This window comes from Ureibacillus sp. FSL K6-8385, from assembly GCF_038593155.1.
GTDB classification, from domain to species: Bacteria; Bacillota; Bacilli; order Bacillales_A; family Planococcaceae; genus Ureibacillus; species Ureibacillus terrenus.
In genome coordinates this window covers 1,081,467-1,096,724 of record NZ_CP151968.1, presented here as the reverse complement: position 1 = coordinate 1,096,724, position 15,258 = coordinate 1,081,467, and the positions used below count along the sequence as shown (strand labels likewise).

The 15,258-nt window shown below is 42.4% G+C and carries 14 protein-coding genes and 2 pseudogenes; 3 read left to right on the top strand and 13 right to left on the bottom strand.

The features are described 5' to 3' along the window. Window positions 1-78 precede the first annotated feature (78 nt). Window positions 79-717 carry an esterase gene (locus tag NST62_RS05310; protein WP_141600854.1) on the bottom strand — a complete coding sequence of 213 codons (639 nt, stop codon included), beginning with the start codon at window positions 715-717 and terminating at the stop codon, window positions 79-81. Window positions 718-1,000: 283 nt separating this feature from the next. Here NST62_RS05310 and NST62_RS05305 point away from each other — a divergent pair, with 283 nt between their 5' ends. Then, window positions 1,001-1,612, top strand: coding sequence for a hypothetical protein (locus NST62_RS05305; protein WP_328215349.1), 612 nt, complete (start codon window positions 1,001-1,003; stop codon window positions 1,610-1,612). Between the two features lie 20 nt (window positions 1,613-1,632). Here NST62_RS05305 and NST62_RS05300 read toward each other — a convergent pair whose 3' ends face one another. The 3 genes from NST62_RS05300 to pxpB form a co-directional block, all read right to left on the bottom strand. After that, window positions 1,633-1,950 (bottom strand): heme oxygenase, encoded by a 318-nt coding sequence (locus tag NST62_RS05300; RefSeq protein ID WP_141600856.1) that lies wholly within the window; start codon window positions 1,948-1,950, stop codon window positions 1,633-1,635. Window positions 1,951-2,079: 129 nt separating this feature from the next. Next, a complete protein-coding gene (locus NST62_RS05295) occupies window positions 2,080-3,030 on the bottom strand; it encodes a biotin-dependent carboxyltransferase family protein (RefSeq protein WP_141600857.1) in 951 nt (316 codons plus the stop codon). Next, window positions 3,031-3,741 (bottom strand): 5-oxoprolinase subunit PxpB, encoded by a 711-nt coding sequence (gene pxpB, locus NST62_RS05290; RefSeq protein WP_141600858.1) that lies wholly within the window; start codon window positions 3,739-3,741, stop codon window positions 3,031-3,033. It lies immediately after the preceding gene. Window positions 3,742-3,924: 183 nt separating this feature from the next. On the opposite strand from pxpB, the gene pxpA reads away from it, so the two are divergent. Then, window positions 3,925-4,683, top strand: a complete 759-nt coding sequence (gene pxpA, locus NST62_RS05285) for a 5-oxoprolinase subunit PxpA (protein WP_141600859.1) — start codon at window positions 3,925-3,927, stop codon at window positions 4,681-4,683. Between the two features lie 89 nt (window positions 4,684-4,772). Here the strand turns inward: pxpA and NST62_RS05280 are convergent, their stop codons facing one another. After that, entirely contained in the window at window positions 4,773-5,669 is an 897-nt protein-coding gene (locus NST62_RS05280) for a TauD/TfdA family dioxygenase (protein ID WP_342463203.1), read from the bottom strand. Between the two features lie 266 nt (window positions 5,670-5,935). Next, window positions 5,936-7,012, bottom strand: a complete 1,077-nt coding sequence (sfnG, locus tag NST62_RS05275; protein WP_328219677.1) for a dimethylsulfone monooxygenase SfnG — start codon at window positions 7,010-7,012, stop codon at window positions 5,936-5,938. 437 nt (window positions 7,013-7,449) lie between these two features. Here sfnG and NST62_RS05270 point away from each other — a divergent pair, with 437 nt between their 5' ends. Next, entirely contained in the window at window positions 7,450-7,854 is a 405-nt protein-coding gene (locus NST62_RS05270) for a DoxX family protein (protein WP_141600862.1), read from the top strand. A gap of 60 nt (window positions 7,855-7,914) precedes the next feature. Here the strand turns inward: NST62_RS05270 and NST62_RS05265 are convergent, their stop codons facing one another. From NST62_RS05265 to NST62_RS05235, 7 genes and pseudogenes are all read right to left on the bottom strand, one after another. Then, the gene (locus NST62_RS05265; protein WP_328215253.1) at window positions 7,915-8,109 is read right to left on the bottom strand and encodes a hypothetical protein; all 195 of its coding nucleotides are present in this window, start codon (window positions 8,107-8,109) and stop codon (window positions 7,915-7,917) included. 16 nt (window positions 8,110-8,125) lie between these two features. Continuing rightward, window positions 8,126-9,062, bottom strand: a pseudogene (gene rbsC, locus NST62_RS05260) (ribose ABC transporter permease). Next, window positions 9,055-10,542: pseudogene (locus tag NST62_RS05255) on the bottom strand (sugar ABC transporter ATP-binding protein). The pseudogenes rbsC and NST62_RS05255 overlap by 8 nt, the downstream one beginning before the upstream one ends. 15 nt (window positions 10,543-10,557) lie before the next feature. Next, window positions 10,558-10,950, bottom strand: a complete 393-nt coding sequence (gene rbsD, locus NST62_RS05250) for a D-ribose pyranase (protein ID WP_141600865.1) — start codon at window positions 10,948-10,950, stop codon at window positions 10,558-10,560. Continuing rightward, window positions 10,947-11,828 (bottom strand): ribokinase, encoded by an 882-nt coding sequence (gene rbsK, locus NST62_RS05245; protein WP_141600866.1) that lies wholly within the window; start codon window positions 11,826-11,828, stop codon window positions 10,947-10,949. Before rbsK ends, rbsD begins: the two co-directional genes overlap by 4 nt. Beyond that, window positions 11,828-12,805, bottom strand: coding sequence for a LacI family DNA-binding transcriptional regulator (locus NST62_RS05240; protein WP_342463202.1), 978 nt, complete (start codon window positions 12,803-12,805; stop codon window positions 11,828-11,830). Before NST62_RS05240 ends, rbsK begins: the two co-directional genes overlap by 1 nt. A 326-nt stretch (window positions 12,806-13,131) precedes the next feature. Beyond that, on the bottom strand, window positions 13,132-14,808 hold the full coding sequence (locus NST62_RS05235; protein WP_141600868.1) for a formate--tetrahydrofolate ligase: 1,677 nt from the start codon (window positions 14,806-14,808) through the stop codon (window positions 13,132-13,134). Window positions 14,809-15,258: the final 450 nt, after the last annotated feature.

Below are 15,258 nucleotides of genomic sequence, written 5' to 3'. Positions count from 1 at the left end.
ATCTTTATAAACCAATCGAGTTTGAAAAAACAAATTATTTATCATTCCAGAAAAAAATAAAGCTGATGAAAGTCAGCTTTATTCATTGATTTCTTCAAGAATAAAATGAATAAAATCATGCATATTCTCTGTCGAAACACCATGACCAACAGGGTACGTTTTATATATGACTTTCGCACCGTTTTTTTCGAAGAAATCTTTGCTCTCCCGGCTCCAGGCGATTGGATAGTCGTAATCATATTCCCCATGGGAAATGAAAACGCTCGTTTCATCCATATTATGTCTATAATATTGTTCCTTCACAAAATCCGGCAGATAGCCGGACAAAGCCGCACAACCCTTAATTTTATTCCCCATTACCACACATAGGGTCTGAGCGATCACTGCCCCTTGATTAAAGCCGGCAACAAAAATCTTTTTCGGGTCTAGCCGATATTCGTCTATCGCCTGCAAAATAAAATCTCTTGTTACGGCGACAACTTTATCAAAAATGTGTTGCGACGGCTTCCCCTCCTCTTCAAATGTATAAAAAGCATATCCGGGGTCATGGGTAATTGGTCCTCTTAAACTGAAAACATGGCAAACTTCCTGGATTTCCCCAACAATTTGCAGCAAATCTTCTTCATTGCTGCCCAATCCATGAAACAAAAAAATTGCGGGGTTTTGGTTGCGCTTATTCTTAGGTTCAATATGTTTAAATGTATAAACAGACTGCATTTTACTCCTCCTCTGCAATGCCCGCTCTTCATTTATCTAGCAAATTTTTTTCCAACATATTATTGTCATCATACTTTTTTAACAATTGTAAGTTAGATTTACTATAAAATATTGAAAAAAAACTTCAAAAAATGTCGATAAAATATATCTTTTTTATTATTTTTAAAAAATTTGTCTATTCTTTGAAAATTAATTTGGTAAACTATTAATAGAATTATTTTATCAGTAATCATTTATTTTCGGGGGATAATAACATAATTTTTTATGCAAAGGGGTGTTGGAAATGTATAGGGAAATCACCGTAGATCGAAGCATCCTGTATATCGAACAATATCATATAGACCAATTTAACAATCTCGCAAAAAAATATAGCGAATTCAATCATCTTGTAAAAGAAGGGGCACTCAATATCATCGATGCATGGATCATTGCATTTAATATATGGCTGCTATTGCTTCCCGAAAAATATCATATCATACACTCTGCAGAAAAGACCCTATACTACTCCTCAAATTTCGTTATCTTAAATGCTCTTCAAGAAAATGTCCATTTTAATCAGTTAAAAGCGCGCGAAAATCGCCCTGAGTTATTATATTACATCATTTCTCTTCAAATGGCTACAGGTTTGAATCAGTGGATTCTTGATGTAATGAAAAAAAATCATTTGTCCTATATGGCGGAGCGAAACAAGCACCACATCTATTTTGATTCTCACTTAGGTTCGGAGAAAGAAATTCAACGTTTTTTGGAAGATCAATCAAAATTTGTTAAAGCAGCAGTGAAAGAATTAAATTCCACCGATACATTCGATAAAATGATCAAACAGTCCATCGATGAAGCTTATAAGGTCTATAATGAATATCGCAGCAAAGCAAAAGAGCCATCCAATTCCTGAAGATGGCTCTTTCAAGATGATTATTTATTTTCTAATATGGAAGCCACTTCTGCAATCACTACCACATTGTCAATGGTTGGGCTTTCCCCGCCCCCGTTGCCTGGCCGTTTATGCGCTTCCCTGAAGGTTTCACTGTCTCTCCATGCTTTGAAATCCTCCAAAGTATCCCAATACATGACCACGCTCATTTCATCATAATCTTCAAATTGCTCGCTGACCAGCACTTCCACTTTTCTGAATCCTTTAAAAGTTAACAATGGACCGGGTTGGGTAAATCTTGGAGCCATTTTTTTGGCAAAACCTTTTTTCACTTTGATTCGGTTCGTTACAGTATACATGCATACTACCCCTTCACGTGTTGAGAATGGTTATTATTATCATTAATATCATACTTTCTTTTCCACTGCAATTTAATTAATAAATCATTTACGAAAGAACTATACCAGATTAAAAAATCCGCAAAAAATTCAAGATGAATGACTGATTAACGACTCCAGCAGTTTTAAAGCTTTTTCCTGCCGTATTTTTAGCCTCTGCGCTTCTTCCAATGAAATGAGTTGAAAACGAATTTTTGAAAAAGGCTGGAGCTGCGCCAGCTTCGGCAAATCTACGGAAACCACCTGCGCGATTTTCGGATAGCCGCCGGTCGTTTGGCAATCAGCCATCAAGATGATCGGCTGGCCGTTTGGAGGCACCTGGATGGTCCCAAAAGTCACCGCTTCCGATAATAAATTGAATGATTCGATTGTAGCAAGGGGGGCTTCCCCAATTAAACGATAGCCCATTCGATCGGCGTCTTTTGATACTTTATAGGCATTTTGGAAAAATGCTTTCTTGCTTTCTTCCGTAAATCGGTCGAATTCCGTGCCCTTTACGACCCGAATGACAACATCCTGGTGAAAGGAGGGACCGTTTGTTGGCAGTATCCCCCATTTCCCTTTTTGGGACGGCACGGATTCCCGGACGGGAAGTTCATCCCCCTTTTTCAGAGGACGCCCCTTGAATCCGCCAATCCCTGCACGTATATAAGTGCTGCAGCTATTTAATATTTTTTCGACTTGAATTCCTCCTTTTATATGCAAATACCCCCTCGCCCCTTCCCGGCAGGAAGACAATTTCAAAATGCTTCCCTTTTCGGCAAACACGGGTTTCCACATCGTGCATGGCCTATCATTTAAAATGGGCTCGAAATTGGCGCCTGTTAAACAAAATACTGCATTACAGTTGAACCGGACGGTGGGCCCGGCCAAAGTGAATTCCAAAGCGGCTTGGGGTTGTTGCTGCAACAGCATTTCTCCAATCCTGTAGGATACAGCATCCATGGCTCCCCCGACAATGACGCCATATTGCCGGAATCCGATTCTTCCAAGGTCCTGTACCGTTGTCATTAGACCGGGTTTCAGGATCGTCAATGTCATTTAAGCTTCACCTGCCAGTTCCCTAAATTCTTTTTCCGTAATCGGAACAAAACGGATCCGATCTCCTGTACGCAACAACGCCGGCGGATTTTGATCCGGAAGAAACAATTGCAAAGGCGTCCGTCCAATAATTTGCCATCCGCCAGGGGTTTCAAGGGGATAGATGCCCGTTTGCCTGCCTGCTATTCCCACAGATCCCGGCGGAATTTTCAAACGGGGGGTGTCTTTGCGGGGAGTCGCAATCCGTTCATCCAGCCCTCCCAAAAATGCAAACCCGGGTGCAAACCCGAGCATATAAACAAGATACTCCTTCCCGCTATGTATCTGAATGACTTGTTGCTCTGACAAATGATGATAACGGGCAATTTCCTCCAAATCCGGACCATAAATTCCCCCATAACAAACCGGTATTTCAATGATTCGGCTGTTTTCAACCGGCATTTCCGTTTCTTCATGCAATAAAGCCCGAAGATAGCAAACTATTTTTTCGTAAGGAGAATGTCCTTCCATTTCCCACCCGGCAACTTTCATGACATCATAATAAACACAAACATTCGTATAGCCGGGCACCATTTCTACGAGACCGTCGACCCAGTTTTTTTCAAGGGTGTACATAAACTTTTTGATCGAGTTATGTACTTCTTCCGAAATGATATTGCCAAAATAGACCAGCACCGCCTGGTCTCCGAGAGGCTTGAATTGGACAGCCATGGCTCCGATAGTCCCCCCACTTGATAAAATAGTAAAAAAATTATATCAAAACAAATGATGATATGTTATATTTTCCATAAATCCATTGAACAACTTCCATTTTTTGTTTATCTTTTCATAACAACTTTTTAACATTTCAGTCCAGCCTTTAACAACTTTCATATTAATGAGGGGGTTTTGTTCGTGACATCGATTGATTTAAATTGCGATATTGGGGAAGATTTCGGAAGATATACACTCCCGAATCAAAAGGAAATTTTAAAATATGTGACATCCGCCAACATTGCCTGCGGTTTTCATGCCGGAGACCCTTCCGTCATGAGGGAGACGGTTAAAATGGCGATCGAACACGGCGTAAAAATCGGTGCCCACCCGGGTTTGCCGGATTTGGTCGGATTTGGGCGCCGCGAAATGGCGATCACTTATCAGGAAGCTTATGACATGGTGGTCTATCAAGTAGGGGCTTTGCAGGCATTTCTGGCCATTGAAGGAGAAAAGATGCAGCACGTAAAACCCCATGGAGCCCTTTATAATATGGCGGCAAGAGACCCTGAAATTGCGGAGGCCATCGCGAAAGCGGTATACGACATCTCACCTGACCTGATTTTATTTGGCCTTGCTTCCAGCGAATTAACAAAAGCGGGAGAAAAAATAGGGCTGACAACAGCTCACGAAGTTTTTGCCGACCGGACATATCAAATGGATGGAACCTTGACTTCCAGAAACAAGCCAAATGCATTGATTACGGACAAAGATGAAGCCGTACAGCAAGTGGTTAGGATGATCGAAGAAGGCAAAGTCAAATCCCGCCAAGGTGTTGATGTGCATCTGCGCGCCGATACCGTATGTATTCATGGCGATGGTGAGCATGCGGCAGATTTTGCAAGATATATTAAAGAAGAGCTTCAAAAGAACGGAATAGCGGTGAAGGCTTTCATTTAAATCCGGTTGAATATTGAAAGACAACTTCTGCATAAAATCAAATGCTCCAGCAGTGAACAACCGCTGGAGCATTTCTTCCACGTTCTTCTTTATTTTTTGCTGATTAATGAACTTTCTTCACCGTTTACATTTTTCGGAATATTTTTGGATACTGTGACGCGGCGGACGATACGGCGTTCATCGTAATCCGCAATGGCATAATGTTGGGTAGCCAAGTTATCCCAAATAACGAGATCCCCTTTTTGCCAATTCCAACGGACCGTATTTTCCAAACGTGTTACATAGTTTTGTAAAATTTCATAAATTGCTGCGGATTCTGCCGTCGTATATCCTTCAAATTGCCGTACAAATCCGCCAAGCAATAAATGTTTGTTGCCGTTTTCCGGATGCAAAAATACGACAGGGTGACGAGTTTCATACTCGATTCTGGAGAAGACATTCCGGCGATGTTCCGACCACTTTTCTGCATCCCGGTCTTTGATGCGGTTGATGTACGCATAGGATGCATAGTCGTATTTATTGGAATGGATGGCCCACAGCTTTTCGGCCAGTTCCCGCAGCTCTTCAGGCAAATCCGTAAAGGCCGTGTGGGTATTGGCCCAAACTGTATCTCCGCCGACCGACGGAATTTCCACACCCCGCAAGATGGAATAGCGGGGCACTTCAGGAACGAATGTCACATCTGTATGCCATGTATTGGCTTTCGCCCCCTCCTGGGAATCCAGTTCAAAAATTGCCGCTGTTTTTTCTTTAGCCGGCACTGTCGGATGCACATATAATTCACCAAAACGCTTTGCAAATTCTTCATGGGTTGCATCGTCCAGATGATGCTGATTCCGGAAAAACAATACTAAATGCTCGCTCAATGCTTCTTTAATTTGGGACAAAGTTTCGTTGTCAATATCCGGCGTCAATTTCACACCGCGCACCTCTGCGCCGAGGCGGCCTGCTTTTCTCACAATTTCAATTTTTGATTGAATTGTCATATAATTCCCCTTTCTTATTATTCTTGTTCTTTTAATGGGTATAAAACCAAAAAACTTATTATTAATATTGGTTTTGCATCCTTTTTGCGCCTAACACCTCCTAAAAGATTCCGATTTGGCCAATCGGTTTCAGCAATTCATTTATAAAAAAACAGAGGCCTGCAAAGACATGCAGAACCTCTGTTTTGTAAAGTCGGTTCTCAAACCGTCATCCGACGGTTTAAATTTATATATAAGATTTTTGGAAGGGTAAACACTTGCGGCTATTACACATTTTGCAACTGTAATTTTGCTTCCTTTTCTCTCACTAAAGGAATGACTTTTTCTCCAAAAGCCTGAAGATCTTCATCATAATGCAGGAAGCCTGTCAAGACGATATTGACCCCGATTTTCTTCAACTCAATAATGCGGTCTGCCACTTGTTCGGCCGTACCGATCAATCCTGTCTTAAATCCGTCATTGTATTGGATTAAATCTTCGTATGTGGAATTTGCCCACATCCCTTCTTTTTCCTCGGTCGATTTTCCGGCTTGCTTGACGGATTCCTGGAAACCTTGAACCGCCTCATGATTCGCCTGTTCCACAATTTCCCGCAATACTTGTTTTGCTTCTTCTTCCGTATCCCGGACAATTACAAAACCATTAACACCGAATTCTATCGGACCCTTGCCATTTGCTTCACGGAGCGCTCTTACTTCATCGATTTGCTTCTTAATTTCTTCCAAAGAACCTCCGTTCATGAAATAAACATCTGATACGCGCCCCGCCATTTCTTTCGCAGCTCTCGAATTGCCGCCTTGGAAGATTTTTGGCGTTTTTACCGGTTTCGGCTTTAATGGGGCATTGTTGATTTGATAAAAATCCCCTCTATACGTAAATTCATCTTCTGTCCATAACCCCCGCAAAATTTCAATAAATTCTTCAGAACGCCGGTAACGTTCATCATGTTCTAGCCAAGGCTCGCCATAGGCGTTAAACTCGCCTTTAAACCACCCGCTGACAATGTTGATGGCTGCACGGCCATTGCTGATATGATCAATTGTTGAAATAATCTTTGCCATAACCCCCGGATGCCAAAGACCCGGCAAAACCGCAGTAATAAGATTTAACTTTTCTGTTGAAGCGGCCAAAGCGGATGCAAGGGCTGCAGCCTCCAATTGATTTTCCGCGCCGTAGCTTGCCAAAAAACGTGTTTGTATTAATACGTAATCAAACCCTGATTTTTCGGCGATTTGCGCGTAACGTTTATTGTCCTCAAATGACCATCCCGTTTTTTGCGGAATATTCGAAATCACTAAACCTCCACTTACATTGGGTGCCCAATAAGCAAATTGTAAAGACATATTGATCCTCCTTTATTTCAATCCACTATTCTTGGGAGAATAGCAGTTTTATAAATGAAAAATAAATAAAGAGGCTCTTTTTATCGGATTTGATAAAAAGAGCCTCCAGTTGTCTAGTAGGCAATTCTATTTTCAAAAAGCTTCCATGATCGTGCACACCATTAAAAGAAGCTTCCAGTTGTCCAGTGAGCCGAGTTATTTAATTTTAACAAAATCATAAATGAAAATTGTTCTAATGTCAATTATTTTTATCGAAATTATTTGTTTTAATTTAATAAATAAAATACTAATGAAAATTCTCTCGACCATAAATATTTGATCCCCTATCCCAAAATGTCAATTGATGGAGAAATGAAGCTTCAAAAAATATGGGACAAAAAGTGTTAAGAATGGTCGGGCGTTAATATGATAGTAAAAAAAGTGGAAAGGGGATCCGTTTGAAGCAGAGCGAATTTGGAGGTTTCATAATTCGTGTGGTATTGGGAGTCACTTTTTTCATTCATGGATATGCAAAATGGCAGGAAGGGCTTGAGGAAGTGGCGAAACGCTTTGCCGGCTACGAGTTGCCGTACCCGGAATTGCTGGCTTATGCTGTGGCAGGACTGGAAATCATTGGAGGCATTTTCCTCGTAATCGGTTTTTCCATTCGTTTATTTTCCTTCCTTTTCATTCTTCTTATGGCAGGAGCGATTGCAACAGTCAAATATGAACAGGGATTCCTTCATGGCTATGAATTTGATTTGGTTTTGATGTCCATGGCTGCTTATTTGTTGTTTGCAAGCAACCGCTTTCTCGCACTGGATAATTTCATCGTGGAAGAAAAAAAGAAGAAAAACAAATAACACAAAAGGTAGAACTCGAGCAAATGCTACTAAGTTCTACCTTTCATTTTTACCGCTTTTTCACCAATTCAAGCTCCACCGGTACAAACTCTTCCACAAAGGGTTGTTCAATGTGGAAATGGAAAAACCGATTTTGAAGGAACCTTCTTTTGTGCCTTTATTCCCATCTTTTTGTTCCAAAGAAGAATCCATGGAACATGCCGACATCGTCAATAATGCAATAACAACAAAAAAGAAAAGTTTGATTTTTTTCATTACAGCCACTCCTTGATTAGTCTTTTTTGCGATCGAGCAATACAGCAAGCAGTATGACAATCCCCTTCACGACTTGTTGCCAGAAAGAAGATACACCAATTAAGTTCATGCCGTTGTTCAATACCCCGATAATCAATGCGCCGATTAATGTTCCGAAAATCCATCCTTTCCCGCCATTCAAGCTAGTTCCCCCTAATACGACGGCAGCAATGGCATCCAATTCATAAGACTCCCCTGCTGTCGGCTGGGCGGAATTCAATCGGGAAGTTAATATTAATGCCGATAATGCGGCAAGAAAACCGGAAACCGCATAAACGGCAATTTTTACCCGGCCGGCATTGATCCCTGATAATTTTGCTGCCTCTTCATTGCCGCCAACCGCGTAAACACGCCGTCCAAAGGTCGTTTTATGCAAAATAAAAGCCAAAATGCAAAAAGAAATCAGCATTGTGATGACCGGAACCGGAATGCCTAAAACATAACCTTTCCCAAACAATTGAAAAGATACATGGTCTCCCAAACCTGAAATCGGTTTGCCTTCCGTATAAACAAGGGTTTAATCCCCGGTAAATGGTCATCGTCGCCAAAGTGGCAATAAATGGAGCTACTTTTCCCTTTGTAATGATCAAACCGTTGAAAGCTCCCAGAATAAGGCCGAGGATCAGCGTTATCCCCATGGAAACGATCGGGTCCGTCCCGCCTGCCAATAAACTGGCAGCAACCGCGCCTGTCAATGCAAGGGTTGAGCCGACCGATAAATCAATGCCTCCTGTAAGAATGACAAAGGTCATCCCAAAGGCAATAATGGCGCTGATCGATACTTGCCTTAACACGTTAAAAATGTTGGAAATAGCCAAAAAACTGGGATTCAGGATGCTGACAACAATAATCAGGAGAATTAATCCGATTAACGGCCCTAGTTTTGAAATGATATCTTTCGTCGATTTAGACAACTTGTTCACCACCTGTTGCAAAGTGCATGATTCTTTCCTGAGTCATGTCTTCCTTCGTAACTTCCCCCGTCAATTTCCCTTCATGCATGACAAGGACGCGATCGGCCATTCCGATGATTTATGGAAGCTCGGAAGAAATCATTAAAATCGCGACACCTGACTCTGCTAAATCATTAATAATTTGGTAAATTTCTTTTTTTGCCCCGATATCGACACCGCGGGTCGGCTCGTCCAAAATCAGCACTTCCGGTTCCGTTCCCAGCCATTTGGCAAGCACCACTTTTTGCTGGTTTCCTCCGCTTAATGATTTGGCGCTTTGTTTTGGACTGGACGTACGAATTTTCAACTGCCTGATATATCGGTTTACAAGGCTGGATTCTTTTTCTTTCTTCACAATGCCCGAAACGGAAACTTTTTTTAAATTGGCAAGAGACACATTTTCCTGGATGGAAAAATCAAGCACCAATCCTTTCGATTTTCGATCTTCCGTCACATAGCCAATTTTGTATTTCATGGCATCCATCGGAGATTTAATGGCCGCCTTTTTGCCGTCAATGATTATTTCGCCGCTGTCGGCTTTTCGGTAGCCGAAGATCGTCTCTGCCACTTCTGTTCTGCCGGCACCCATAAGGCCTGCCATGCCGACCACTTCCCCTTTGCGGACGTTGAATGAAATATTTTCAAACAGCCCTTTCACCGTTAAATTCCGCACTTCGAATTTGACTTCTCCGATTTTCGCCTTCCGTTCAGGGAAGCGTTCACCCAGCTCCCTGCCGACCATCATCGCGACTATTTCATCTAAAGTTGTTTCCGGTATGTTCCGCTCCCCGACATATCGGCCATCCCTTAAAATCGTAATCCGGTCACAGATGGAGAAAATTTCTTCCATTCGGTGAGAGATATATACGAAGGAAATCCCTTTATCTTTTAATTCCCTAATGGTTTTAAAGAGTGTGTGAATTTCCCGGTCCGTCAAAGCGGCAGTCGGTTCATCCATGATGATGTATTTGGCGTCGCTTGCAATTGCTTTGGCAATCTCAATAATTTGCTGCTTTCCGACGGATAAATCTCCGGCTCTTGTTTTCGGATGAACCTCTAAACCCAATTTTGAAAGTAATTCCCGGGCTTCCTGCTCCATTTCTCGGGTTTTTAAAATGCCGAATTTGTATGTTTTTTCTTTTCCCAAAAACAAATTCTCGGCAACCGTTAAATCCGGCAATATGTTCAATTCTTGATGAATGATGACAATTCCATGCTTTTCCGCATCTTTCGGCGATTTAAAGTGGACTGTTTGTCCATCAACTTTGATTTCTCCCGCATCTTTTGAATAGATGCCGCCCAAAATTTTCATCAATGTTGACTTTCCGGCGCCGTTTTCCCCCATTAAAGCGTGGATTTCGCCTTTTTTCAAATGAAACCGGACGTCATTTAAAACGGCATTGCCGTTAAACGCTTTTGAAATGCCAGTCATTTCAATCATTTCATCACCCACTTCTTATTGAAAAATTACGCCGCATTGCAGTATGACATTGGCATATGGCGTTATTTCCCCGGTTCGGATGATGAATTTCGCATTTTTTGTCATCCGTTTGAATTCTTCATGAGACACATAAGAAATATCGGGAAGTAACTTCATTAATTCGCGGGAAAGCCTTTCGTTATTTGTTTTGATTTCTTCCGCAAGGGCTGCGCTTTCCACCACCAAATCATCCAACACGGCCTCCAAAATCGCGAGAAAACCGGGTTCCCCCAATTTATAGGATAAATCGATGCAAGGAACGCCTTCCGGAATCGGCAAACCGCAATCGGCGATCACGATTTGGTCGGTATGGCCAAGCTTTGCGAACCGGCCGGCTAATTCCCTGTTCAAAATTCCATGCTTTTTCAACGTTCTTTTCCTCCTAATCGTGACATGACCTCATCCAGAGTCGGCATACCGCCCTGAGCCCCAAATTTTTCAACAGAAAGGGATGCCGCGACATTGGCAAATCGGACAGCCTCATCAATGGATTTTCCGCTGCAAATTGCATGGGCGAATGCTCCGTTAAAGGCATCGCCGGCTCCGGTCGTATCGACGGCGTTTGTTTGATGCCCCGGAATTCGGACTATATTGTTTCCATCATGAAAGGCGGCGCCTGCACTGCCCAAAGTGACGATCACTTTTTTCGGATATTCCTTCAGGACTGATTCCCAATCCGCTCCGAAGATTCGTTCACATTCCGTTTCATTGGGGGTCAGATAAGTGATTTCTTGCATCCAATCTTTTTTGAAGTTTTTTGCAGGCGCCGGATTCAACAAAACGGGAATGTTTTGTTTCCGGCAAATTGACAATACGTGCTCCACCGTTTCAACCGGAATTTCCAGCTGCATCATCACCAGTTTGCTTCCGGTGATGTGATGGATGTTTTCATCAATCATTTCCTTGCTTACATCATAGTTGGCTCCGGGTATGACGATAATGCGATTATCGCGATTATGCAGCAAAATATTTGCGATCCCGGTCGAATTTTCGGTCATTGCTATGCCGGAAACATCAACTTTTTCTTTTATTAAATTTTCATATAATTCTTTTCCAAAACTGTCATTTCCAACGGCGCCAATGAAGCGAACCCGGCTGCCGAGCCTTGCCGCGGCGACGGCTTGATTGGCTCCTTTTCCGCCGGGAATCGTTTTGAATAGAGTTCCCTGGACCGTTTCGCCCTGCTTTGGAAATATTTCCATCTCCACTGCCAGATCCATATTGATGCTTCCTACAACGGTGATCATCATAAAAACTCCTTTCGGGTCGTCTCCCGCACAACCAGCTCAGGTTTAATTTCAATATGTCTTTCCTCAATTGTTCTTCCTTCTATTTGGCGGATTAACAAATCCGCCGCCGTTTCACCCAATTGGTAAATCTTTTGGGCAACTGTCGTTAAACTCGGAGAAGTGTAATCCCCCAATTGAATTCCGTCAAAACCAACAATTTGAATTTCTTGAGGGACTTTTTTTCCTAATCTTTCGCACGCTTTCAGCGCTCCAATGGCAGAAACATCGCTGCTTCCGAAAATTCCGTCAATGGAAGGATGGTTTGTCAAAAATTCATAGGTCAACTTTTCCGCAACACGCATTTCATAAGGGCTTTCGACAATGTGCAGTTGTATATTTTTTCCCTCCACTGCCCTTAAAAAACCTGAAAGACGTTCTTCAGAAGATGCCAGCAGCTTCGGTCCTTTTAAAATCAAAATTTCGTTGGCGCCGCACTCCACCAGCAATCGTCCTGCCAATTCCGCCCCATATTTATTGTTCGTAGTAACCGATGGAAGATTAGTTTTTGGGACCCGGTCCAAAGCGACAATCGGTATGTCCGTATCTTGGACGATTCCTTCGCAGGTGGTTGCAATGATGATGCCTGCCACATATTCTTGGGACAACACTTTCAAATAATGTTTCTCTTTCTCAGGATCTTCATCCGAATTGCACAAAATAACGGTATAGCCATTTCGATAGGCGATATCTTCCACAGCCCGGGCCAGCTCCGGAAAGAACGGGTTGACAATATCCGGAATGATTAATCCGATCAGATTCGATTTTTTCGTTGATAAAGTTCTGGCAACTTTATTGGGGACAAAATTCAGCTCCCGAATCGCCCGCTCTATTGCTTGTTTTGATTTTTCACCCACATACCCGTTTTGGTTGAGGTATCTGGAAACCGTTGCAACCGAAACATTCGCGCGTTTAGCTACATCATGGATCGTTGCCATCCCCATCACCTGCCATATTTATTGTGGTACCGGTTACACATTTATCTATGAAAATATGTAATCGGTTACACATTCTGGATAAAAATGTGTAATCGGTTACACATCAGGACATAACAATATGCTTTTTTTGTTGTGAAACACTTTAATAGTATGTCATTTTTTATTCCATTAAGCTATACTGATTTCGACAGTTCACAAAATATTCATTTTTTTGTAATAAAAAGGAAATTTATAAACAATATTGGATGCACTTGTTTCCAATAATTATGAAAATGGCAAATCAAAAAAAGCGGACTGGAGAGCATCATTCCAGTCCGCTTCTGCTATTAGAACAATCCGACGGCATCGCCTTTTTCATCGACATCCATTCTTAATGCGGCGGGTTCTTTTGGAAGCCCCGGCATCGTCATAATATCGCCTGTCAAACATACCAGGAATCCCGCCCCTAATTTAGGGATGATTTCTCTTACCGTAATCGTAAATCCTTCAGGGCGGCCCAACAATTTCGGGTTGTCGGACAAGGAATATTGGGTTTTGGCCATACAGATCGGCAAATCGCTCCATCCGTTTTCCTCAATCTGCTTCAATTGTCTTTTTGCCTGATCCGTGAAGACCGCACCGATTCCCCCGTAAACTTTTTGGACAATGGTTGTTATTTTTTGTTCAATCGGCTCGGTTACATCATATAACGGTGCGAACTGTTTGGGTTGATCTAATACTTCCAAAACCTGTTTTGCCAGGTCAAGTCCGCCTTTTCCTCCCTCCGCCCAAACATTCGTTCTCGCAATCCGTATATCGTTCTTTTTAGCCCATTCCATCAGCGTGCAAATTTCGGCCTCGGTATCCGAAACAAATCGGTTCACTGCAACAATCGGCTCAATTCCAAAATTTCTTATTGTTTCAATATGGCGCTCCAGATTTTTTATTCCAAGAAGAAGAGCATGGACATTTTCCTGTGTCAAATTGCTCTTATCTACTCCGCCGTGCATTTTTAATGCCCGGATTGTTGTGACAACCACCACTGCATCGGGGCGGAAATGGCCTACCCTTGCCTTGATGTCCATGAATTTTTCGGCGCCCAAATCCGCACCGAAGCCGGCTTCTGTCACAACGATATCCGCCATTTTCCGCGCCGTTTGCGTGGCAACAATGGAATTGCAGCCGTGGGCAATATTGGCAAACGGCCCTCCATGGACAAGAGCGGGCGTCCCTTCAATGGTTTGTACAATATTCGGTTTGAATGCTTCTTTTAGAATAAGGGTCAGAGCCCCTTCAATTCCCAGATCCTTGACAAAAACCGGCCGGCGATCGTACGTATAGCCTATCAACATATTGGATAAACGTTCTTTTAAGTCTTTTAGGCTTGTCGCCAAACAAAAAACGGCCATGATTTCAGAAGCCACGGTAATGTCGAATCCGTCTTCCCTCGGCACTCCCTGGGTCGGCCCGCCAAGACCGACGACCACTTTTCGTAGAGCCCGGTCATTCATATCCAAAACCCGTTTCCAAATGATTCTTCTTGGATCAATTTTTAATTCATTCCCCTGATGGATATGATTGTCAATCATCGCAGAAACCAAATTATTGGCCGTTGTGATTGCATGAAAATCTCCGTTGAAGTGCAGATTGATATCTTCCATCGGGAGCACTTGGGCAAAGCCGCCGCCTGTTGCTCCGCCTTTTATTCCAAAAACTGGTCCCAAAGATGGTTCCCGAAGCGCAACCATGACTTTTTGGTTCAATTGTTTCAAGGCATCCGCAAGGCCAATCGTTACGGTCGTCTTTCCTTCCCCGGCCGGAGTCGGGCTTGTTGCGGTCACCAGTACAACTTTACCGTCCGGTCTTCCCGGAATTTTATTCGGATCAATTTTGCCTTTATACCGTCCGAATTGCTCAAGAGCATCTTCAGGAATACCTGCCGCTCTTGCAATTTCTGTTATGGGTTTTAATGTGGCATTGTTTGCAATGTCTAAATCCGTCAATGGTTTTGTGATTGTCATCATAATTCCTCTTTCTTTAAAGATATTGATACTGAAAATTCGTGTGACTCGCCAACATACTTTTGGTTCGAATGTTATTATTGGCAAAGATTTTGTTTTATATGTTTTAGTTTTTGTCAATGTTCAATTCATGAAAGCCTTGTTCATTAGAAACGGAAATGCATATGTATTTCTCCGTTAAAGCAACTCCATGCCGTCGACTCTGTGCCTCAAAATATTATTATACTATTCTTTCAGGATCATTTCCCAACTGAGCTTTTACCATTGATTGAACAAAAAATCACCCACATTACTTTCTGCTGCCTAATTTCTCCAAAAAATCTGCAAAAGCTTTAATGCTATTCACCTGCACTAAAATTATTCCGCAAAAAATATTTAGGGCACAAACAAGAACATTCTTCCTGTTTGGTGCCCCCATCAGAATAACATTTCATACGAACATCATCATAGACT